The 20,448-nt window shown below is 73.2% G+C and carries 18 protein-coding genes; 4 read left to right on the plus strand and 14 right to left on the minus strand.

From position 1 onward, the window contains the following. Positions 1 to 81: 81 nt before the first annotated feature. The 14 genes from FSY66_RS08115 to FSY66_RS08180 form a co-directional block, all read right to left on the minus strand. Positions 82 to 1,521: a S8 family peptidase gene (locus FSY66_RS08115; protein WP_144793405.1), complete on the minus strand. Its 1,440-nt coding sequence runs from the start codon at positions 1,519 to 1,521 to the stop codon at positions 82 to 84. Between the two features lie 66 nt (positions 1,522 to 1,587). Further along, entirely contained in the window at positions 1,588 to 2,580 is a 993-nt protein-coding gene (locus FSY66_RS08120) for a Ppx/GppA phosphatase family protein (protein WP_144793408.1), read from the minus strand. Between the two features lie 81 nt (positions 2,581 to 2,661). Next, a complete protein-coding gene (locus tag FSY66_RS08125) occupies positions 2,662 to 3,207 on the minus strand; it encodes a DUF501 domain-containing protein (RefSeq protein ID WP_260853601.1) in 546 nt (181 codons plus the stop codon). Between the two features lie 121 nt (positions 3,208 to 3,328). Beyond that, positions 3,329 to 3,898, minus strand: coding sequence for an FtsB family cell division protein (locus tag FSY66_RS08130; RefSeq protein WP_186304507.1), 570 nt, complete (start codon positions 3,896 to 3,898; stop codon positions 3,329 to 3,331). 226 nt (positions 3,899 to 4,124) lie between these two features. Next, positions 4,125 to 5,405, minus strand: coding sequence for a phosphopyruvate hydratase (gene eno, locus FSY66_RS08135; RefSeq protein WP_144793414.1), 1,281 nt, complete (start codon positions 5,403 to 5,405; stop codon positions 4,125 to 4,127). Between the two features lie 125 nt (positions 5,406 to 5,530). Continuing rightward, entirely contained in the window at positions 5,531 to 6,352 is an 822-nt protein-coding gene (locus FSY66_RS08140) for a MazG nucleotide pyrophosphohydrolase domain-containing protein (RefSeq protein ID WP_396350890.1), read from the minus strand. Then, entirely contained in the window at positions 6,349 to 7,605 is a 1,257-nt protein-coding gene (locus FSY66_RS08145; RefSeq protein ID WP_144793417.1) for an adenosine deaminase, read from the minus strand. Before FSY66_RS08145 ends, FSY66_RS08140 begins: the two co-directional genes overlap by 4 nt. A 4-nt stretch (positions 7,606 to 7,609) precedes the next feature. Further along, positions 7,610 to 9,409 (minus strand): hypothetical protein, encoded by a 1,800-nt coding sequence (locus FSY66_RS08150; protein ID WP_144793421.1) that lies wholly within the window; start codon positions 9,407 to 9,409, stop codon positions 7,610 to 7,612. Positions 9,410 to 9,496: 87 nt separating this feature from the next. After that, positions 9,497 to 10,846: a thymidine phosphorylase gene (locus FSY66_RS08155; RefSeq protein WP_144793424.1), complete on the minus strand. Its 1,350-nt coding sequence runs from the start codon at positions 10,844 to 10,846 to the stop codon at positions 9,497 to 9,499. A gap of 23 nt (positions 10,847 to 10,869) precedes the next feature. Next, on the minus strand, positions 10,870 to 11,331 hold the full coding sequence (locus tag FSY66_RS08160; RefSeq protein WP_144793427.1) for a cytidine deaminase: 462 nt from the start codon (positions 11,329 to 11,331) through the stop codon (positions 10,870 to 10,872). 49 nt (positions 11,332 to 11,380) lie between these two features. After that, positions 11,381 to 12,520, minus strand: a complete 1,140-nt coding sequence (locus tag FSY66_RS08165; protein ID WP_186304508.1) for a BMP family lipoprotein — start codon at positions 12,518 to 12,520, stop codon at positions 11,381 to 11,383. A 94-nt stretch (positions 12,521 to 12,614) separates the two neighbouring features. Next, entirely contained in the window at positions 12,615 to 13,838 is a 1,224-nt protein-coding gene (locus FSY66_RS08170) for a BMP family ABC transporter substrate-binding protein (protein WP_144793435.1), read from the minus strand. A gap of 119 nt (positions 13,839 to 13,957) precedes the next feature. Continuing rightward, positions 13,958 to 15,241: an amidohydrolase gene (locus tag FSY66_RS08175; RefSeq protein WP_144793438.1), complete on the minus strand. Its 1,284-nt coding sequence runs from the start codon at positions 15,239 to 15,241 to the stop codon at positions 13,958 to 13,960. Positions 15,242 to 15,345: 104 nt separating this feature from the next. Further along, positions 15,346 to 16,455, minus strand: a complete 1,110-nt coding sequence (locus FSY66_RS08180; protein WP_144793441.1) for a mannose-1-phosphate guanylyltransferase — start codon at positions 16,453 to 16,455, stop codon at positions 15,346 to 15,348. Positions 16,456 to 16,755: 300 nt separating this feature from the next. Between FSY66_RS08180 and sdhC the strand changes: the two genes are divergently transcribed. The 4 genes from sdhC to FSY66_RS08200 all read left to right on the plus strand — a co-directional run bounded on the left by sdhC (position 16,756) and on the right by FSY66_RS08200 (position 20,302). Beyond that, on the plus strand, positions 16,756 to 17,175 hold the full coding sequence (gene sdhC / locus FSY66_RS08185; protein WP_144793444.1) for a succinate dehydrogenase, cytochrome b556 subunit: 420 nt from the start codon (positions 16,756 to 16,758) through the stop codon (positions 17,173 to 17,175). 20 nt (positions 17,176 to 17,195) lie between these two features. Continuing rightward, positions 17,196 to 17,684 carry a succinate dehydrogenase hydrophobic membrane anchor subunit gene (locus tag FSY66_RS08190; RefSeq protein ID WP_144793447.1) on the plus strand — a complete coding sequence of 163 codons (489 nt, stop codon included), beginning with the start codon at positions 17,196 to 17,198 and terminating at the stop codon, positions 17,682 to 17,684. 102 nt (positions 17,685 to 17,786) lie between these two features. Next, positions 17,787 to 19,538 carry a succinate dehydrogenase flavoprotein subunit gene (gene sdhA, locus FSY66_RS08195; protein WP_144793450.1) on the plus strand — a complete coding sequence of 584 codons (1,752 nt, stop codon included), beginning with the start codon at positions 17,787 to 17,789 and terminating at the stop codon, positions 19,536 to 19,538. Further along, entirely contained in the window at positions 19,538 to 20,302 is a 765-nt protein-coding gene (locus FSY66_RS08200) for a succinate dehydrogenase iron-sulfur subunit (RefSeq protein WP_144793454.1), read from the plus strand. Before sdhA ends, FSY66_RS08200 begins: the two co-directional genes overlap by 1 nt. Positions 20,303 to 20,448: the final 146 nt, after the last annotated feature.

The raw sequence follows: 20,448 nt of genomic DNA on the forward strand, positions 1-20,448 counted from the left end.
TCGTTCTCCACCGTGCTCCCAGACTTCTCCGAGACATCCCGCACACCGCGAGCCGGCATCTCCGCACCGCCTGGGGCGGCTTCAGCCCCCGCGGCGCGTGAGCCACCGGATGTGCCGCACGGCCCCGGCCGTGATGGCGGCGACGAGCAGGCCGAAGCCGGCCAGCACGACGATCGGCAGGGCTCCGGTCGAGTTCAGCGGCTCGACGGGCTCCGGCGGCTGGGCCTCCACCCGGACGTCCTCCGTGAGCGGCGGACCGGAGGCGGCGGCCGAGGGGCTCGGCGACGCGTCATGGCGACGGTGGACCTGGATCCACTCCTCCATCGACCCCAGGGGCGATTCCTCCATCTCCGGGAGATCCGCCGACACGGCGGCCTCCACGTCGAGGATCCCGTAGCCGTAGAGCGGGTCCTTGCCCGGCTCCCCGGCGTCCTGGGCCGAGGCCGTGATGCGGTGGGCGACCTCGTCGGCGCTGAGCTCGGGGTGCTCGGAGCGGATGAGCGCGGCGGTCCCCGCGACGATCGGCGCCGAGGCCGAGGTCCCCGTCCAGCTGCCGTAGCCCCCGCCCGGGGTCGCGCCGACGAGGTCCTCCGCCGGGCCGGCGACCGCGATCGAGATGCCCTGCGACGACGACTCGCGCCCGGCCTGCAGGCTCCGGTCCACGCCGCCCACCGTCAGGACGCTCGGGATGGTGGCCGGGGCCCCGACCTGCACGATCCCGTTGCCGCGGTTGCCCGCGGCGGCGACGATCAGGACGTCGTTCTCCTCCGCGTAGGCGAAGGCGGAGTCCCAGGACTCGGGCCACGACTGCTGCGGTGAGCCCACCGACATGTTGATGACGTCGGCGTCGTTGTCGACCGCCCAGCGCACGGCGTCCGGGATCTGCTGATCGGTCGAGCGCACGCCCGGCTCGTCCGTGCCCAGGGCCGTCGAGACCGCGAGGATCTCGGCCTCGGGGGCCACGCCGATGATGCCCTCGGAGCCGCCCGCGGCGCCCTCGGACGTGGTGCCGTTGCCCCGGCCCGCGGCCACGGAGGTGACCATGGTCCCGTGGTCGGGATCCGCGCCCAGCGGCCTGCGCCCGTCGGCCGCTCCGATGCCGGACACGTCAGCACCGCCGGTCACGGCGCCCTCGAGGTCGGGGTGCGAGCCGTCCACCCCGGTGTCGATGACGGCGATCCGCGTGCCCTCGCCGCGCGAGGTCTTCCAGGCCTCGCGGACCCCGTAGTCCTCGAGCCAGTACTCGCGCTCGCGCGCCTGCCCCTCCGAGATCGCAGCGGGCTTCGGGGGCTCCGTGGGCTCGATCGCGGGGATGTCCGAGGGGTCCGTCACCGGGATCGACGGCGCGGGCCCGTCGGGCAGCGGCGCCTCCTCGACGGCATGCGCCGAGGGGGCGCCGGCCCCGAGGGCGCCTCCGGCCAGCGGCCCGGTCGCCCCCACGGCGACGGCGATCGCGAGCGCGGCGCGTCGAGCGCCGCCGCGCTGCCCGAGGGGGGTCGTCTCGGCATGCCAGGGGCTCATGGGCAGGTCCTCCACAGGATCGACGGCCCGCCTCCGCTGGTGCGGTCGCGGCGACGCACAGGGGTCTCAGACCAGCGGAGCCTTCTGGGGGACGGCCGACAGCCGCGACAGTGCGATGCCGTCCAAAATATCGTGCTCGCTCGTGGTGGCTGTGGTCACACGCCCGTCGGCGGCCTGCGAGATCCGCTCCAGGACCCGCCGCCACACGAGGGCGCCGGCGCCGATCACGTCGGCGCGCCCTGCGTGCATGACGCCCAGGGCGTCGCGCTGCTCGCGCGTCATGGCGGTGAGCTCCCGGCAGGTGCGGTCCAGATCCGCGATCGGCAGCTCGGCGCCGCTGATGCGGTCCTCGTCGTACTCCTCGAGCCCGAGCGCCAGTGCGGTGATGGTCGTGACGGTCCCCGCGACGCCGACGATCCGGCGGGTCTGGCCGAGCGGGACGGTCTGCGCGGCGGAGTCCAGGGCGCGGTCGACGTCGGCCAGCACGGCCTCCTGCTGGGCGGCGGTGGGCGGGTTGGAGCCGAGGTGGCGCTCGGTCATGCGCACGCAGCCGATGTTCATCGAGCGGGAGGCCAGGATGCCCGCGGAGCTGCCGAGCACGAGCTCGGTCGAGCCGCCGCCGAGGTCGATCACCATGATGCGGTCGTCCTCGCTCTCGGGCGCGGCCACGAGGGTCGCCCCGGCGAAGGAGAGCGCGGCCTCCTCCTCCCCGGAGATCACCTCGGGAGCCACGCCAAGCCGCGAGCGGATGCCGTCGACGAAGACATGGCGGTTGCCGGCATCGCGGGTGGCCGACGTCGCCACGAAGCGCACGGAGTCGACCGCGTGCTCGTCGAGCAGCCGCGCGAAGCCGTCGACGGCGGCGAACGTGCGGTCGAGGGCCTCCTGGGCGAGCCAGCCCGTGGCGTCGACGCCCTGGCCCAGGCGGACCATCTCCTTGGTGCGCACGAGCTCGCGCAGCTCGAGGTCGGCGGGCGCGGCGCCCCGCGCGTCGTCGTCGGCCTCCGTGATGAGCAGGCGGATCGAGTTCGTGCCGCAGTCGATGGCGCCGACGCGCATGGGATCTCCTCGGGGTATCGGTCGTGGATGCGGCGGCACCGGGCCGCTCGCGCTGGGATGCTCGGGTCGCGCCGGAGCGGTTCAGGCCTGTCGCCAGTCGGGGTCGCAGCGGCAGATCTCCGGCGTCCAGGTGCCGGCGATCCGCTCGAGCGTCTCATCCCCCAGGACGTTCACGCCCGGGCCCGCCGACAGCGAGTGCGCCACCAGCACGTGCAGGCACTTCACGCGGGTGGGCATGCCGCCCGCGGAGATGCCGTCGATCTCCGGGACGTCGCCGGAGCCGGCGATGCGGCCGATGCGATCGCGCCGGGCCAGGTAGTCCTCGTGGGAGCGCCGGTACGAGTCCGCGAGCCGCTCGTCCGATCCGAGCCGGTCGGTCATGCCGTACATGGCCCCGTCCGCCTCGAGCCGGGAGACGGCCGCCGTGATCACGGGGTGGGCCAGGTAGTAGACGGTCGGGAACGGGCTGCCGCCGGACAGCCGCGGAGCGGTCGAGGCGACGAGCGGGTTGCCGCACGCGCAGCGCGCCGGGATCTCGACGACGTCGCGCACCGGGCGGCCCAGCTGCCGGGCCAGGACCCGCAGGTCCTGCTCGGACGGGCGGCGGTTCTGCGGCGTCGAGTTCAGCCCTCGGGCCTCCGCGACGTCCGCGCCCGCCGGGGCGATGCCGGAGACGGTCGCGTCGAGGGCAGCGGCAGGGACGCTGCCCTGCCGGTCGCCGGTGGTGCTGTGCTCGCTCACGGGGTCCTCAGTCGGTGGGTGCGGGGGTCTCTGACGGTGCCGTCTCGTCCTGGGCGGGGTCCTGCCCGCCGCCGAGCTCGGGGAACTCCCCGGCGGAGCCGTCCTGCGTGCGCTGTGGCCAGGCCGAGTCCTTGAGGGAGCCCCACAGGGCGTCGGCCCAGGCGGGGCTGCCCGCCGACTCCTCCACGGCGGAGGTGTCGGGGGCCCCCGAGCCGACCTCGTCGGCGCCGACCACCAGGTACGAGCGCTGGCCCGGCTCGACCATCAGGAGCCGCTCGCCGGCCTGCTGGCGGACGTAGTCGGGGTTCTCCCACAGCTCGAGCTCGTCCTTCAGCTCGTCGCGGTCGGCGGACTTCTCCTGGATGCTGGCCTCGAGCTGCTCGATCTCGGCCTTCTGGTCCAGGTAGATCTTGGTCGTGGGGGCTGCCAGGAACACGATGAACAGGGAGATCGCCACGGCCGCGAGCAGTCCGGTGCGCCGCGGCGACGACGTGAACCGCTGCAGACGGCGCGCGGGGATCCCGTCCTCGTCGGCATCGCGCTCCGGCGCGAGGCCCTCGGTGCGGTGATCGGACACGGGTGCGGCTCCTGGCTGTGCTGCGGGCGGCGTCCCGGAAGCAGCGGGCTCCGGGAGCCCGGGTCCGCGCTGCTCGGCCCGGGCGGGCGGGGCCAGTCTAGTGGCACGCATCGACGACGCAGGACCGCCGCGTCGCCGGGGATCCGACGGACGCGGCGGTCCTGGTGCGCGGCCGGCCCGTTCGTCCCGGACCGGGCGCGCGAGCTCCGGGCGGGGCGGGCCGGTCTCAGGCGGAGTAGCGCGGGAAGGCGGAGGCGCCCGCATAGGCGGCGGCGTCGCCCAGGGCCTCCTCGATGCGCAGCAGCTGGTTGTACTTGGCCACGCGCTCGGAGCGGGCCGGGGCGCCGGTCTTGATCTGCCCGGCGTTCGTGGCCACGGCGATGTCGGCGATCGTCGTGTCCTCGGTCTCGCCCGAGCGGTGGGAGACCATGCACCGGAAGGTGTTGGTCTGGGCCAGGGTGATGGCCTCCAGGGTCTCCGTCAGGGAGCCGATCTGGTTGACCTTCACCAGCAGCGCGTTGGCCACGTCCTCGCGGATGCCGCGGGCCAGGAACTCCGGGTTGGTGACGAACAGGTCGTCGCCCACGAGCTGGACCTTCTGGCCGACGGAGGCGGTGAGCTCGGCCCAGCCCTTCCAGTCGTTCTCGTCCAGGGGGTCCTCGATCGAGACCAGCGGGTAGTCGGCCACGAGCTTCTCGTAGTACGAGGCCATGTCCTTCGCCGACTTCTTCCCGCCCTCGAAGCGGTAGAAGCCCTTCTCGAAGAACTCGGACGAGGCGACGTCCAGGGCCAGCGCGACCTGCTCGCCCGGCTTGTAGCCGGCCTTCTCGATGGCCTCCAGGATCAGGTCCAGGGCGGCGCGGTTGGACTCGAGGTCCGGCGCGAACCCGCCCTCATCACCCAGGCCGGTCGACAGGCCGCGGTCCTTCAGCACGGACTTGAGGGCGTGGTAGACCTCGGTGCCGGCGCGCAGGGCCTCGGAGAAGGTGGCGAAGCCGATCGGGGCGATCATGAACTCCTGGATGTCCACGTTCGAGTCCGCGTGGGACCCGCCGTTGAGGATGTTCATCATGGGCACCGGCAGCACGTGCGCGTTGGGCCCGCCCAGGTACTTGTACAGCGGGAGGTCGGCCTCCTCGGCGGAGGCGCGGGCCACGGCCATCGAGACGCCCAGGATCGCGTTGGCGCCCAGCTTGGACTTGTTGGCCGTGCCGTCGAGCTCGAGCATGGCCTGGTCGACCAGGCGCTGATCGGTGGACTCGAGGCCGATGACGGCCTCGGCGATGTCCTCGTTGACGGCCTCGACGGCGCCCAGGACGCCCTTGCCGAGGTACGCGCCCTTGTCGCCGTCGCGGCGCTCGACCGCCTCGTGCTCGCCGGTGGAGGCGCCCGACGGCACCGCGGCGCGACCGAAGCTGCCGTCCTCGAGGCGGACCTCGACCTCGACGGTGGGGTTGCCGCGGGAGTCGAGGATCTGACGCGCGTGGACGTCGATGATCATGGCCATGGAAGATCTCCTTCGATCGGTTCTTCGGCGGCCCGCTCCCGGGGGACCGGGCCGTTGCGTCTCCTCCGAGCATAGCCAGCGGGAACGGCGCCCACACCATGTCGGCCAGGGCTTGCACGACCTGCTCAGGAAGCGTCCGGCGACTGCGGAGCCGACGGCCCCCGCTCCTCCTGACGCCTCGCCCAGGCGGCGCTGTGCTCCCGCAGGGCGCGCTCTGCATCCAGCCCCGCCGCGGAGGCCTGCCGCACGATCTCGAAGAGCGCGGCGCCCAGCTCCTGCTGGGTGCGCGGGCCGGGCTCCGAGGCACCGGGGGCGTCCTCGGCCGGGGTCGGGACTGCGGGCTCGAGGCCGTGGCGACGGGCCTTGGCGAGGATCTTCTCCGCGCGCTGCAGGGCCGGCAGCCCCGGGGGGATGCCGTCGAAGGGCCCCGTGCGCTGCGGCTTCTCCGCGCGCTTGAGGTCCTCCCAGCGGGTGTGCAGCCGGGCCTCGGCGGCAGGCTCGTCGGCCGCGGCCTCCAGGCCGGCATCCGGCATGCCCGCTCCGAAGACCTGCGGGTGGCGGCGGATCAGCTTGGCCGTGACGGCCTCGAGGACGTCGTCGATCCCGAAGCCGCCCTCGGCGGGCTCGCGCTCCTGGGCCACGCGGGAGTGGAAGACGACCTGCAGCAGGACGTCGCCCAGCTCCTCGACCAGCTCGTCGCGGTGCTCCCGCGGACCGCCGGGGGCCTCGACGGCCTCCACGACCTCGTAGGACTCCTCGATCAGGTGCTTGAGCAGGGACTCGTGGCTCTGCCGGGCATCCCACGCGCACCCGCCGGGCGAGCGCAGCCGGTCCATGACCTCCGTGAGCCGCTCGAAGCGCTGCCCCGTGCCGCCGGGGCCTTGCCGCGCATCGGGCTGCTGCGGCTCGGACCCCGGTGCGGCCCCCCGCTGCTGCGGGGCGCTCACTGCTGCCCGGCCGTCGGAGCCGCGGCCATGAGGTCGCCGAGGCCCAGCGGGATCCCCGACTGCCGGACGGCGTCGAACTGCGCGCCGATCCGCGCCTCGAGGGCCAGCCTCCGGTCCAGCGGGAGGAAGGCGGCCTGGGCGCCGCTGCGCTGCAGGGCCTCCACGTCGTCCAGCGTGAACCCGTGTAGCGTGATCAGGTCGCCGAGCTCGGTCGTGATGTCCGAGCCGGAGACGAGCCGGTTGTCCGGGCCGATCACCACGCGGAATCCGGCCCGGTGCAGGAAGCCGACGGGATGGCGGTCGGTGCCCGGCCCGAGCACGCGCACCAGATTGCCCGGCGGGCGCCACGCGGCCACTGCCCCCGTCTGGGCGTTCGAGCGGGGGCAGACCTCCAGGGCGATGCCCCGGTCGCGCACCCAGCGCGCGAGCTCGCCGAGCTCGATCGAGACGTCGTCGTCGGGGGCGTCGGAGAGCTCGATGTCCTCGACGATCCGCACCCCGTGGCCCAGGCGAAGGGCCCGTCCGTCGACGACGGCCGAGCGGAGGGAGCCGAGTCCCGAGCCCTCCCCCGCGTGCAGCGTGACCGGGACGAGGTGCTGGGCCAGCAGATCGAGCGCCTCGCGATGCGCACTGGGCGGGAAGCCGTCCTCCGGCCCTGCCAGGTCGAAGCCCAGGACACCGCCGGGCTCGTCGGGAGCGAAGCGCTCCACGACGAGCCGGGCGATCTCCGGGCTGCGCGCCCCCTGCCGCATGGCGCACAGCAGCTGCCCCGCGGAGATCTCCCGGCCCTGCCCGGCCGCGGCGGCGATGCCCTCGCGCAGGCCCTCCTGGACGGCGTCGACGGCCTCGCCGAGGCTCAGCCCGCCGGACAGGTGCTGCTCGGGCGCCCAGCGCAGCTCGGCGTGGATGACGCCGTCGTCGGCGAGGTCCTCGACCGCCTCGCGAGCGGTGCGGCGCAGGGCGCCGGCGTCCTGCAGCACGGCCAGGGCGTGCTGGAAGGTCTGCAGATAGCGCTCGAGGGAGCCGGAGTCCGCGGCGCCGCGGATCCAGGCGGCCAGCCCGTCGGCCGTGTCGGCGGGCACCTCGCGCCCGGCCGCGGCGGAGAGCTCGAGCAGGGTCTGCGGGCGCATCCCCCCGTCGAGATGGTCGTGGAGGCTGATCTTGGGAAGGGAGCGCAGGACCCCGCCGGCCATGCCGGCGGGGTCCTGGCTCCCGGGCCGGCCGGCCTGGCCGGCGCTCGGGATCTCGGTCATGGGATCAGTAGTTCCAATCCTGGAGGGCGTCGTTCACGTGCTGCGGGATGTTGGCGCCCGTGCGCGGGTACATGCGCAGCTCCTCGACGTAGTTCTGCGACGGCAGGCGGTTCTCGTAGCGCACGAACGCCTCCTCGTCGTCGTAGTCGAAGGAGACCTCGGGCGGGATGCCGGCGCGGAAGCGGAACATGATCGCCAGCGGCGCGCCCTCCCCCTCGACGTACGAGTCCTGCTTGAGCGACTGGACCTGCAGGTCCTCCTCGGGGATCAGGTCGAAGGTCGAGCGCTGATCCCAGAACCCGCCCTGGCGGACGTGGGTCAGGGCGTCGTAGTAGGTGCCCAGCGTGCGGACGCGGACCAGGACGGTCGAGACGTCGCGGGCCGAGCCCTCGGGGCCGAAGAGGCGCTTCTGGGCGCCGGCTACGCGGCGGGCGATCTCCTTCTGGGAGAGCACCTTGTTGCCCTGGGCCAGCTCGTCGCCGCCGGCCGCCTGCTCGGCGGCGCGGTAGGACGGGGCGACGTCGGCGCCGCTGGCGATCGTGGGGGCGCCCGCCTCGTCCGGGGTGCTCGCCGACCGCGCCGCGGCCGCGCCCGTGGGGGCGGCACCGGTCCCGCGGGCACCGCGCTGGTCGTCGCGCCACTCGTCGTGATCGACGTGCGACGGGACCTGGTCGCCGGAGCCTCCGGAAGCGCGGTTCTCGCGCCCGTCCTGCTCGTCCGCGAAGTGCCGGCCCGTGTCGCTGCCGGCCGTGGACTGGTGGCCGGCGGTCCGGGCCACCGACTCCTGGACCTCGCGATCCACCTCGATGGGCTCCTGGCCCTGCTGGCGCGGAGCCAGGTTGTCGACCGTGCCGTCCTCGGTCAGCTGGCCCTCCGGGACGCGATCCTGCTCGGAGTCGCGACCTGCGGCCGCACCGCCCGCGGCAGCGCCCGTGCCGATGCCGGAGCCGGCCAGGGCGCCCGTGCCTGCGGAGCCGTCTCCGGGGCGATCGGCATCGGAGCGCTCGGACGGACGGCCCTCGTCGCGGCTGAGGTCGGAGCCGCGCAGCTGCGGGCCGCGCTCGTCCGCGCCGCGCGACCGGTCGTCGTCGCGGCGGTCCGCGTCCCGGGAGGCGGAGTCGACCACGCGCACCCGGTCCTCCTGGTCGCCGGAGCGCCCGGCAGCGGCGCCTGCAGCGGCACCCGCGCCGACAGCCGCGGCCGAAGCGCCCGAGCGGCGATCGCGGTCGCCGTCGAGCGGGCCGCGCGAGGCGGCGTCCTGGGAGGTCCCGCCGTCGCGCGGCGCCTCGGCGCCCCGGGCATCGGAGTCGCGGAGCTCGGAGCCCTGGGCGGCACCGCGGTCGGCGCCCCCGGTGCCGCCGCCCAGCTCGTACTCGTCGGTGCGGTGATCCGCGGAGGGGAAGTCGTAGTCCACCGTGACCCTGCGGCTGCCGGCCTCCTCGGCGCCGGCCGAGATCACGACGGTCTGCCAGGCGCCGGTGGGAGCGTTCATGGACTCGGTGTACAGGGCCGCGACGTCATCGAACAGCGGCGAGGCCTGGTCGACCACACCGGAGTCGGTCTCGGCGGAGCCGCCGGCCGCGGCGCGCTCGGACTGGTAGCTCATGGTCGAGCCGCGCTGCACGAGGGTCAGCTTGCCCCGCTGGGCCCCGTCCACCAGCAGGCCGTCCACGAGGCGCCGCAGCGGGCCGTCCGACGGCAGCTGCTCCCGGCGCTGCGAGGCAGGAGTGGCGGCGGCCTCGGGCTCCCGGACCTCCTGGCGCGGTTCGCTCTTGGGGGTCTGCTTCCGGCTGAAAAGTCCCATCTCGTCCTCCAGGTCGTCCGTAGCGGTTCGTCGGCGCCGCAGCGTCGCGACACCGGTGTCCTTGTGCACCAGACTACAAGTCGCGCCTCACAAGTCCCCGAATTCCACGGCGCCGAGGACCACGTCCGCTGCGGGCGAAGCGATGCCGGAGCCCTCCCCCAGGGCGAACGCACCGGTCACGAGCTCCTCCGCCCGCTCGAGGGCCTCGGGGGTCTCCGTCATGAGCGTCGCCAGCGGCTGGCCCTCCCGGACCGTCTCCCCCGGCTTGGCATGCAGCAGCACGCCCGCCCCGGCCTGGACCGGGTCCTGGCTGCGCTCGCGCCCCGCGCCCAGGGACCAGCTCGCGGTCCCGATGCCCAGGGCGTCCAGGCCCACGACCGTCCCGGACCCCCGGGCGAGGACCTGGTGCTCGTGCCGGGCCCGGGGCAGCTCCGCATCGGGGTCGCCGCCCTGGGCCGCGATCATCCGGCGCCACACGTCCATGGCGCGGCCGTCCTGCAGGGCATCGGCGGGATCGTCGTCGACCCCGGCGAGCGCGAGCATCCGTCGGGCGAGCTCGAGCACGAGCTGCACGAGGTCGTCCGGGCCGCCGCCGGCGAGGACCTCGACCGACTCCCGGACCTCGCAGGCATTGCCCACGGCGCGCCCCAGCGGGACGGACATGTCGGTCAGCACCGCGCTCGTGGGCAGGCCGTGGTCGCGCCCGAGCCCGACCATCGTGCGCGCGAGCTCCTCGGCCGCGGCGCGGTCCTTCATGAAGGCCCCCGAGCCGACCTTGACGTCCAGCACCAGGGCGCCGGCGCCCTCCGCGATCTTCTTGGACATGATCGACGAGGCGATCAGGGGCACGGAGTCGACGGTCGCTGTGACGTCGCGGAGGGCATAGAGGCTGCGGTCGGCCGGGGCCAGGTCGCCGCCGGCCGCGCAGATCACGGCGCCGACCTCCTCGAGCTGGCGCACGAGGACCTCGTGCTCGAGCTCGGCGCGCCAGCCCGGGATCGCCTCGAGCTTGTCCAGCGTCCCGCCGGTGTGCCCGAGCCCGCGGCCCGACAGCTGCGGGACGGCCACCCCGTGGGCGGCAACGAGCGGAGCCAGGGGCAGCGTGGTCTTGTCGCCGACGCCGCCGGTCGAGTGCTTGTCCACGGCCGGCAGCGCGCGGCCGTCGCGGCGCAGGGACGTGAAGTCCATCCGGCGGCCCGAGGCGATCATGGCCTCGGTCCACGCCGAGGTCTCCTCGCGGTCCATGCCGCGGAACCAGACGGCCATGGCCAGCGCCGCCATCTGCTCGCCGGTCAGCGCGCCGCGGACGTACGCGTCCACGGCCCAGCGGATCCGCTCGTCGTCGAGGCGCTGCCCGTCCCTCTTGGCGCGGATGATGTCGACCGCCGCGAAGGGCTCGCGCCCCGGGCGCTCGGAGTCCTGGTGGTGCCGGCTCATGATGATCTCCCTCCTCGGCCGCCTCACAGCACGAACGCGTCGGGCAGGACCTGGTCCATCGTGCGCAGGCCGCTCACGGTGAGCAGCTGCAGCTCGGGCCCGCCGTGCTCGAGCAGCAGCTGGCGGCAGCGCCCGCACGGCATCAGGACCTCTCCCCCGCCGTCCACGCACACGAAGCGAGTCAGCCTCCCGCCGCCGGTGGCATGCAGGGCGGAGACCAGCCCGCACTCGGCGCACAGGGTCAGCCCGTAGCTGCCGTTCTCCACGTTGCACCCCGACACGATCCGCCCGTCGTCGACGAGCGCCGCCGCTCCCACGCGGAACTCGGAGTACGGGACGTAGGCGTGGGCCATCGCCGCCCGGGCGGCCTCGATCAGCTGCGCCCAGGGCTCGAGGGCCTGCAGCTCGCGCAGCTGCGCGGCCCCGTCGTCCTGCCCCGCGTGCTCTTCCCCGGCGGCTGCGCCGCCCCTGATGCTCTCGGTCATCCCGTGATCCTCTCGTGCTGTCGGTGCCGCGGCCCTGCTGACCGGAGGGTCAGGCCGGGGGCCGCGGCGGGTTGCCGGACTCGACGGCGACCTCGCCGTCGATCACCTGGTGTCGCAGCCGCGCTACGTCGGCGGCGAGGTCCTCGCCCACGCGGTCGGCCTGGTCGTGGTACTCGGCGATGCCCACGCCCCCGTTCTCCAGGGTGCCGATGTACGGAGCGGTGTCGAAGCCGCCGTCGGCCGCCGAGGTCGCGATCTGCTCGACGGGCCCGGCGACGTCCAGCAGCACCGCGGTCAGCTGGTGCCGTCGCTGCTCCGGGGGCAGGGCGTCGTAGCCGTCCTCCCCGATCCCCACGAACAGCGGGTCCTCCGCGGCATCGTCCTCCTCCGCTTCGGATCCTGCCTCGGCCACGGCCTGCGCGGCTTCCGCGGCCGCCGTGCGCCCCGCGGCCGGAAGGACGACGTCGGCCCCCTGGTCCAGGAGCTCCTGCGCCGCGGCGCGGGCGGCCTCGTCGGCCTCCTCGTCGTCGGCAGGCTCGAGCACCGCGCCCTCCTGCTCCTGGGCATCCCACCCGAGCAGCTCGACGTCGTCGTCGTTCTGCTCGTTCCAGTGCTCGACGCCGGCGGCGAAGCCGTCCAGGACCTCGGTGATCTCGGGGGTCCGCTCCGCCCCGAAGGCGCCGACGGTGCCCGTCCCGCTCACCCCGGCGGCCAGATAGCCGGCCAGGAACGCCGCCTCGGCCGAGTCGTGGACCACGGGCTTGACGTTGTCGGGCCCGTCCTCGGGCCGCTCGGCGATGCCGCCGCCGATCACCGCGAAGTCCCGCTCGGGGTTCTGCTCGGCGGCGGCCCGGACGGCGTCGGCCAGCTGCGATCCGGCCGCGACGGTGAGATCGCAGCCGCTCTGGAGCATCGAGGCGAGATTGGGCCCGTAGTCGTCCTCGGCCCGGGACTCGGCCTCGCGGACCTCGATCCCGGTGCTGCCCGCCGCGGCCTCGAGCCCGTCGAGGGCGCCGCGGCCGGACCAGCCGCCCGCGAACCCGCTCCGATCGGAGACGACGCAGCCGGCGAAGGCGTCCTGCTCCCCGCCGACCGCGGAGTCCTGGGGCAGCTCGCCGCAGGAGCTGAGCACGAGCGCGCTCGCGACCGCGAGAGGGGCTGCGGCGAGCGCGCGGCGGCGGAAGGTCATGGCGGCTCCGGGAGCTGTTCCGGGCGCGACGGCCGGCGCGGGTCGGCGCGGCCGCGGCATCCGGCGGGGACGGGCGGACGGGGATGCCAGGAGTCTACGGCGCAGGTGCGCCCGCGGGCCGGGTGGCCCGGGAGCCGTCGATGATCTCCTGGCGCAGGGTCCGGACCTCCTGCACGGTCTCGGGCCCCACCCGATCGGCCTGGTCGTGGTACTCCCCCAGTGCGACCCCGCCGTTGGCGAGGGTCCCCGTGTAGGGCCGGGCGTCGAGCTCGGCCCTGGCCGACTGCGCCATGACATCGGCGACCGCGGAGCCCAGGTCCTTCCGCACGGAGGTCAGCTGATGAGTGCGCTGCTCATCCGGCAGCACATCCCATCCGTCGATGTCGACCCACACGAACAGGGCGTCGTCGCGCTGGGCGACCGTCTCGGTCGTCCCCAGCCCGGCCCGCCCGGCCACGGGCATGATCACGTCGGCGCCCTCGTCGAGCTGCCGGCGGGTCAGCTCGGCGGCGGCCTCGGTGTCGGTGAAGTCGCCCAGGAACTCCCCGCGCCCCGTCCGGTGGTCCCAGCCGATCAGGGCGACGTCGTCGTCGTGGACGTCGTTCCAGTGCTCGATCCCGGCCGCGTACCCGTCGAGGAACTCGCGGACCTCGGGCAGATCCCTGCCGCCGTAGGCGCCCACCGTCCCGGTCTCCGAGACCGAGGCCGCGACGTAGCCGGCCAGGAAGCCGGGCTGCGTCGCGTCGAAGGCCAGCGTCCGGACGTTCGGCAGGTCGATCGAGGTGTCGTCCACGATGGCGAAGTCCTGCTCCGGGTGCTGCTCCGCGGCGCTCTCGAGCTGGGCGACGTTCGGCGAGCCCATGGCGACCACGAGGTCGCACCCGCCGGCCGGGTCCGCCATCTCCTCGAGCAGCCGCTGCGCCTCCCGCGGGGAGGTCGGCTCCTCGGTGCGCACCTCGATGCCCAGCGTGTCCCGCAGCGCGACCGTCGACTCGTAGACGTCCTGGTTGAAGCTGCGGTCGCGGAAGCCGCCGTCGGAGCCGAGCACGCAGCCGGTGAAGTCCTCGCTCGTGGCCCGGCCCCGGTCGCCGGGGCCCTCGGCCGCGCACGAGCCGAGCAGCAGGGCCGTCGACAGCGCCAGGCACAGCCCGCTCAGCGGCCGATGAGGCGGTCTCCCCTTCCGGTCGGCCGGATCGGGACGACGAGGGCCGGGTCGGTGCGGGCCGGATCGGTGCGGGCCGTCGGCATGGGGCTCCCCCCAGCCGTGCGACGGCGAGGGGTCGGCCCCGCGGCAGGGGGCGGGGGCGGGAACGGTCATGGGCGGGGGACGCTCCTGGGCAGGTGCGGTCACGAGCCGTGGGGGGGTGCTCGTGCGCCGCAGCGGGGCTCATCGACTCCGGCGGGCCCGCTGCGCAGGACCGCCGGAGCGAGGGGACATCAGCGGGACAGGCCGCCGGACTCCTTCACGTGGTGCATCACGGCGCGCAGGGCGGTGCTGGCCATGACCTGGACGCCGCACGAGACGGCCTCCTCGTCGGCGATGTAGTCGGCCTGGTGGAGGTCGTGGGTCTCGCCTCCGCGGGTGCGGGTCCCCAGGCGCATCATGGCCCCGGGGACCTCCTGGAGGTACCAGGCGAAGTCCTCGCCGCCCATGGACTGCTCGACGAGCACGACCGCGTCCTCCCCGAGCTCGGAGCGCGCGGCGTTCTCGATCATGGTGGTCTCGAGCTCGCCGTTGACCACCGGCGGCACGCCGCGGACGTGCTCGAGGTCGACGTGCACGCCGTACGGCGCGGCGACGTCGCCGACCACCTGGTCGAGCAGCTCGCCGGACCGGTGCCAGGCCTCGGCGTCGAGGCAGCGCATGGTCCCGGCCATGCTGCCCTCGGCGGGGATCGCGTTGGGGGCCGCGCCGGCGCTCATCTCGCCCCAGACCACCTGGACGCCCGAGCGGACGTCGATGCGCCGGGACAGGATCGCCGGGACGTTGATCGCGATCTGGGCCATGGCGAAGACCAGGTCCTGCGTGAGGTGCGGGCGGGAGGTGTGCCCGCCGGAGCCCGACAGCCGCAGGCGCACCGTGTCGGAGGCGGAGGTGATCGCGCCGATCCGTGTGCCCACCTGGCCGACGTCGACCTTGGGCTCGCAGTGCAGCGCGAAGATGCGAGGCACGCCCTCCAGGACTCCCTGCTCGATCACGGTGAGGGCGCCGCCGGGCAGCTGCTCCTCGGCCGGCTGGAAGAGCACGCGGACCCGCCCGGCCAGCGGCGAGCTGCGGTTCAGATCCGCGAGCACCGTGGCCACGCCGAGCATCACGGTCGTGTGGATGTCGTGCCCGCACATGTGCGCGACCCCCGCGTTCTCGGAGGAGAACTCGAGCCCCGTGGCCTCCTGGATGGGCAGTGCGTCGATGTCGGCGCGCAGCGCGACGGCCAGCTCCCCGCTGCCGATGTCGACGTAGCACCCGGTGCTGCGCAGGCGGACCGGCTCCAGCCCGATGGCCTCGAGCTCCTCGATCAGCCGGTCGGTCGTGCGGTGCTCCCGGTAGGACAGCTCCGGATGGGTGTGCAGGTCGCGCCGGAACTCGATCAGATGCGGCAGGAAGCGGCGGACGAACGGGGCGATGGCCGGGGCCTGGCCGGCGTCGTCGGACCAGTGCCTCGGGGCCTGGACCGGGCTGCCCGACAGGATCGCGGTGGACTCGGGGGAGGATTCGGACATTGCCTCAGGATACGGCGAGCCCGCGGGCCGCCCGACACCGGCGCGCGGCCCCGCGTCGCGCCGGGCCTCCGTCCTCCGACGTCGGGCCCGCCGGGTCTCAGGCGTCAGAGGACGTCCGTGTCCCCGGCCGCCTTGAGGGAGTTCACGGTCTCCTTGACGCGCTGGGCGTGCTCGCGCGTGGTGACCAGGAGGGCGTCCGGGGTGTCCACGACGACGATGTCCTCCACGCCGATCAGCGCGACCACCCTGCCGGTGTCCGAGACCACGATGCCCGAGGAGCTGTCGACGAGCACCCGGGGGTTCTCGCCCAGCACGGCCACGTCGTCGGACTCGTCGGGGTGGTTCAGGCGCGACATCGCGGCGAAGTCCCCGACGTCGTCCCACGAGAAGGCCCCCGGGACCACGGCGACGTCGCCGGCGGCGGCGGCGGGCTCCGCGACGGCGTAGTCGATCGCGATCTTGGGCAGCTGCTCCCAGACCCGGGCCATGACCTGGTCCTGGCGCACCGTGCCCCAGGCGTCGGCGATCTGGGCCAGGCCGTCGTGCAGCTCCGGCTCGTTGGTCCTCAGATGCTCGATCATCAGCGCCGCCGGCGCCACGAACATGCCCGCGTTCCAGAGGTAGTCGCCGCCGGCCACGTAGGCGCGGGCGGTGTCCTCGTCCGGCTTCTCGACGAACTGCTCGACGTCGCGGGCGGACGGAGCGCCATCGACGGACAGCGGGTCCGCGGCCTTGATGTAGCCGAAGCCCGTGGACGGCGATGTCGGGCGGATGCCGATGGTGACGACCTTGCCCGTGCGGGCGGTGAGCACGGCCTCGCGCACGGCGTCCTGGAAGACGTCGGCGGGCTCGATCACGTGATCGGCGGCGAAGGAGCCGACGACGGCCCCGGGATCGCGCCGCTCGATGAGCATGCAGGCCAGCCCGATCGCGGCGCCCGAATCGCGCGGCGAGGGCTCCAGGACCAGATCCTTGGCCGACAGCTCCGGCAGCTGCTGGCTCACCGCCCCGGCGTGGCTGCGCCCGGTCACGACCATGACCGGGCCGGCGCTCAGCGGCGCGAGCCGCTCGTAGGTCGCGCGCAGCAGCGAGGACCCCGAGCCGGTCAGGTCCAGCAGGAACTTGGGGGCGTCGGCCCTCGACAGGGGCCACAGACGGGACCCCACGCCGCCGGCGGGGATGAAGGGGTGGAAATGCTCAAGAGGTTCCGTCACCCCGGCAGGATATCGCCCGCGGGCCCCCGCCGGGCTCAGCGCCGCTCGTCGGCGGCGTCGGAGGCCCGGACGGCAGCGGCGGCCTCGGGCCGCCGCGCACCCCGCGGGACCGGGCGCGGGAGGGCGGACACCTCGTCACCAAGTGGAGTCCGCGGAGCCGTCCGACTGATAGCATGACCTCCGAATTCGCTGACAATTCAATGCAACCGGCCTCAGACGCTCGACCGTCGATGCGCGGCTGCGCCCGTCGACAGGTCTGCCGGGCGGCCCGTCTGAGGCGATACAGGGAGGTATCACATCGTGACGACGACAGCACCCGCGGTCCGGACTCGTCCGGACTCCGCCGGGAAGATCGGCTCGGGAACCCTCTACCGCGGCGGGTTCGGCATGTGGTCGTGGGTGGCCCACCGCATCAGCGGCGTGGGGATCTTCTTCTTCCTGCTGGTCCATGTCCTGGACACGGCCATGGTCCGCGTGGACCCCGAGGCCTACAACGCCGTGATGGCGACCTACAAGAACCCGATCATGGGCATCGGCGAGATGGGTCTGGTCGCGGGCATCGTCTACCACGCCTTCAACGGCGTGCGCATCATCCTCATCGACTTCTGGTCGAACGGCGCGAAGCACCAGAAGAAGCTCTTCTGGGCAGTGCTCATCGCCTGGCTCGTCGTGATGGTGCCGTTCGTCATCGTCCACGTGTCCAACATGTTCTTCCACTGATCGCGAGGGGATCCACACACATGAGCACTCCGCTGAAGTCCAAGATCGCCGTCCCTCGCAGCCACGACCACGAGGTCGCCGGCGTCAAGTACAACCGGGCCTCCTCCGGGCGCAGCAAGTTCGAGATGCTGGCGTGGCTCTACATGCGCATCTCCGGCGTCGTCCTGCTGATCCTGGTGTTCGGCCACCTCTTCGCCAACCTGATCGCCCCCGAGAACGGCGTCCACGCGATCGACTTCGGGTTCGTCGGCGGCAAGTGGGCCAATCCGTTCTGGCAGGTCTGGGACCTGCTCCTGCTGTGGCTGGCCCTGCTGCACGGCGGCAACGGCATGCGCACGATCATCGACGACTACGCCGAGCGCAGCAGCCTGCGCTTCTGGCTCAAGATCGCCCTGTTCGTGGCCGTCGGGTTCACCATCCTGCTGGGCACCCTGGTGATCTTCACCTTCGAGCCCTGCCCCGCCGGCGCCGATCCCGAGCTGCTCGCCAGCTTCTGCACCGCGAACTGACTGCCGGGCCGCGGAAGGCCCCGCCGACGACGGAGTCCGGCGCAGACCTTCCGCGGCGCAGTGCTGTTCGACCTAGAACTCCCTAGAGAAAGAACATCTGGAATGCAGGTTCACAAGTACGACGTCGTGATCGTCGGCGCGGGCGGCGCGGGAATGCGCGCGGCCCTCGAGGCCGGCCAGCGCGCACGCACCGCGGTCCTCACCAAGATCTACCCGACCCGCTCCCACACCGGCGCGGCGCAGGGCGGCATGTGCGCCGCCCTGGCCAACGTCGAGGAGGACAACTGGGAGTGGCACACCTTCGACACCATCAAGGGCGGCGACTACCTGGTCGACCAGGACGCCGCCGAGGTCATGGCCAAGGAGGCCATCGAGGCCGTGCTGGACCTCGAGAAGATGGGCCTGCCGTTCAACCGCACGCCCGAGGGCAAGATCGACCAGCGCCGCTTCGGCGGGCACACGCGCGACCACGGCAAGAACCCGGTCCGACGCGCCTGCTACGCCGCCGACCGCACCGGCCACATGATCCTGCAGACCCTGTACCAGGCCTGCATCAAGCACAACATCGAGTTCTACAACGAGTTCTACGTGCTCGACCTGATCATGGTGGACACCCCCGAGGGCCGTCGCCCCGCGGGCGTCGTCGCCTACGAGCTGGCCACGGGCGAGCTGCACGTCTTCCAGTCCAAGTCGGTCGTGTTCGCCTCCGGCGGCGCCGGCAAGGTCTTCAAGACCACCTCCAACGCGCACACCCTGACGGGCGACGGCATGGCCATCGCGTTCCGCAGCGGCCTGCCCCTGGAGGACATGGAGTTCGTCCAGTTCCACCCCACGGGCCTGGCCGGGCTGGGCATCCTCGTCTCCGAGGCCGCCCGCGGCGAAGGCGGCATCCTGCGCAACTCGGACGGCGAGCGCTTCATGGAGCGCTACGCCCCCACGATCAAGGACCTCGCCCCCCGCGACATCGTGGCCCGCTCGATGGCCAACGAGGTCCGCGAGGGCCGCGGCTGCGGCCCCGAGAAGGACTACGTCCTGCTGGACCTGACCCACCTGGAGCCCTCGCACATCGACGAGAAGCTCCCGGACATCACCGAGTTCGCGCGCACCTACCTGGGCGTCGAGCCCTACACCGAGCCGATCCCCGTGTTCCCCACCGCGCACTACTGCATGGGCGGGATCCCCACGGACATCAAGGGCGAGGTCTTCGAGGACTCCGAGAAGACCATCCCGGGGCTCTACGCCGCCGGCGAGGTCGCCTGCGTGTCCGTCCACGGCTCCAACCGCCTGGGCACCAACTCGCTGCTGGACATCAACGTGTTCGGCAAGCGCTCGGGCATCAACGCCGCCGAGTACGCGCAGCGCTCCGAGTTCCTGCCGATCCCCGACGACGCCGTCGAGCGCACCCAGGCGCTGCTGGACAACGCCCGCTCGGACCACGGCGAGGAGAAGGTCGGCGCGATCCGCAAGGACCTGCAGGAGACCATGGACACCAACATGCAGGTGTTCCGCACCCACGATTCGATCTGGCAGGCGCTGCAGGACATCAGCGCCCTGGAGGAGCGCTACTCGCGCATCTCCATCCAGGATCGCGGCAAGCGCTACAACCTGGACCTGCTCGAGGCCGTCGAGCTGGGCTTCCTGCTCCAGCTGGCCAAGGTCATGTCCGTCGCGGCCCTGCACCGCGAGGAGTCCCGCGGCGGCCACGCCCGCGAGGACTTCCCCCAGCGCGATGACGAGAACTTCATGGTCCACTCGATGGTCTACGACGACCCGTCGTCGGACACCGCCGGGATCCGCCAGGAGACCAAGCCCGTCATCTTCACCCGTTACGAGCCGATGGAGCGTAAGTACTGATGTCGACCGCCGCAGCTGAGAAGACCGAGGAGAGCACCCAGTCGGAGGCCGTTCCGTCCTTCGACGTCACGGTGCGCGTCCGTCGCTACGACCCCGAGTTCTCGTCCGAGGTGACCTGGGACGAGTTCCAGCTCACCATGTACGGCACCGACCGCGTGCTGGACTGCCTCCACAAGATCAAGTGGGAGCTCGACGGCTCGCTGTCCTTCCGCCGCTCGTGCGCGCACGGCGTGTGCGGCTCGGATGCCATGCGCATCAACGGCCGGAACCGCCTGGCCTGCAAGGTGCTGCTCAAGGACCTGGACCTGTCCAAGCCGCTGACGGTCGAGCCGATCAAGGGCCTGCCCTGCGAGAAGGACCTGATCGTCGACATGGAGCCGTTCTTCCAGTCGTACCGCGAGGTCATGCCGTTCCTCGTCAACGAGGACAACGAGCCCGAGTACGAGCGCTACCAGTCCCCCGAGGACCGCGCCCGCTTCGACGACACCACCAAGTGCATCCTGTGCGCCGCGTGCACGTCGTCGTGCCCGGTGTTCTGGACCGACGGCCAGTACTTCGGCCCCGCCGCGATCGTGAACGCGCACCGCTTCATCTTCGACTCGCGCGATCAGGCCGGCGACATGCGCCTGGAGATCCTCAACGACAAGGAGGGCGTGTGGCGCTGCCGCACGACCTTCAACTGCACCGAGTCCTGCCCCCGCGGCATCCAGATCACCAAGGCCATCGCCGAGGTCAAGCAGGCGGCGCTGTCCACCTCGATGTGATCCCCGAAGGCATCGCGGACGGGCCTCCCCAGGCCCGCACCGCAGCCCACTCAGGAGCCCCGCCGGTCGTCCGCCGACCGACGGGGCTCCTGTCGTCCGCGCATGCCCCCGCGGCGCCGCCCGCCCGCTGAGGTCGGTGGAGGCCT

This window comes from Kocuria palustris, from assembly GCF_007666205.1.
Taxonomy (GTDB): Bacteria; Actinomycetota; Actinomycetes; order Actinomycetales; family Micrococcaceae; genus Kocuria; species Kocuria palustris_A.

What these genes read in the sequence shown, in the direction of transcription:
- FSY66_RS08115 (WP_144793405.1), bottom strand. Translation starts at nt 1,521, where the DNA reads ATGAGCCCCTGGCATGCCGAGACGACCCCCCTCGGGCAGCGCGGCGGC.
- FSY66_RS08120 (WP_144793408.1), bottom strand. Translation starts at nt 2,580, where the DNA reads ATGCGCGTCGGCGCCATCGACTGCGGCACGAACTCGATCCGCCTGCTC.
- eno (WP_144793414.1), bottom strand. Translation starts at nt 5,405, where the DNA reads ATGGCCATGATCATCGACGTCCACGCGCGTCAGATCCTCGACTCCCGC.
- FSY66_RS08145 (WP_144793417.1), bottom strand. Translation starts at nt 7,605, where the DNA reads ATGACCGAGATCCCGAGCGCCGGCCAGGCCGGCCGGCCCGGGAGCCAG.
- FSY66_RS08150 (WP_144793421.1), bottom strand. Translation starts at nt 9,409, where the DNA reads ATGGGACTTTTCAGCCGGAAGCAGACCCCCAAGAGCGAACCGCGCCAG.
- FSY66_RS08155 (WP_144793424.1), bottom strand. Translation starts at nt 10,846, where the DNA reads ATGAGCCGGCACCACCAGGACTCCGAGCGCCCGGGGCGCGAGCCCTTC.
- FSY66_RS08160 (WP_144793427.1), bottom strand. Translation starts at nt 11,331, where the DNA reads ATGACCGAGAGCATCAGGGGCGGCGCAGCCGCCGGGGAAGAGCACGCG.
- FSY66_RS08165 (WP_186304508.1), bottom strand. Translation starts at nt 12,520, where the DNA reads ATGACCTTCCGCCGCCGCGCGCTCGCCGCAGCCCCTCTCGCGGTCGCG.
- FSY66_RS08170 (WP_144793435.1), bottom strand. Translation starts at nt 13,838, where the DNA reads ATGACCGTTCCCGCCCCCGCCCCCTGCCGCGGGGCCGACCCCTCGCCG.
- FSY66_RS08175 (WP_144793438.1), bottom strand. Translation starts at nt 15,241, where the DNA reads ATGTCCGAATCCTCCCCCGAGTCCACCGCGATCCTGTCGGGCAGCCCG.
- FSY66_RS08190 (WP_144793447.1), top strand. Translation starts at nt 17,196, where the DNA reads ATGAGCACTCCGCTGAAGTCCAAGATCGCCGTCCCTCGCAGCCACGAC.
- sdhA (WP_144793450.1), top strand. Translation starts at nt 17,787, where the DNA reads ATGCAGGTTCACAAGTACGACGTCGTGATCGTCGGCGCGGGCGGCGCG.
- FSY66_RS08200 (WP_144793454.1), top strand. Translation starts at nt 19,538, where the DNA reads ATGTCGACCGCCGCAGCTGAGAAGACCGAGGAGAGCACCCAGTCGGAG.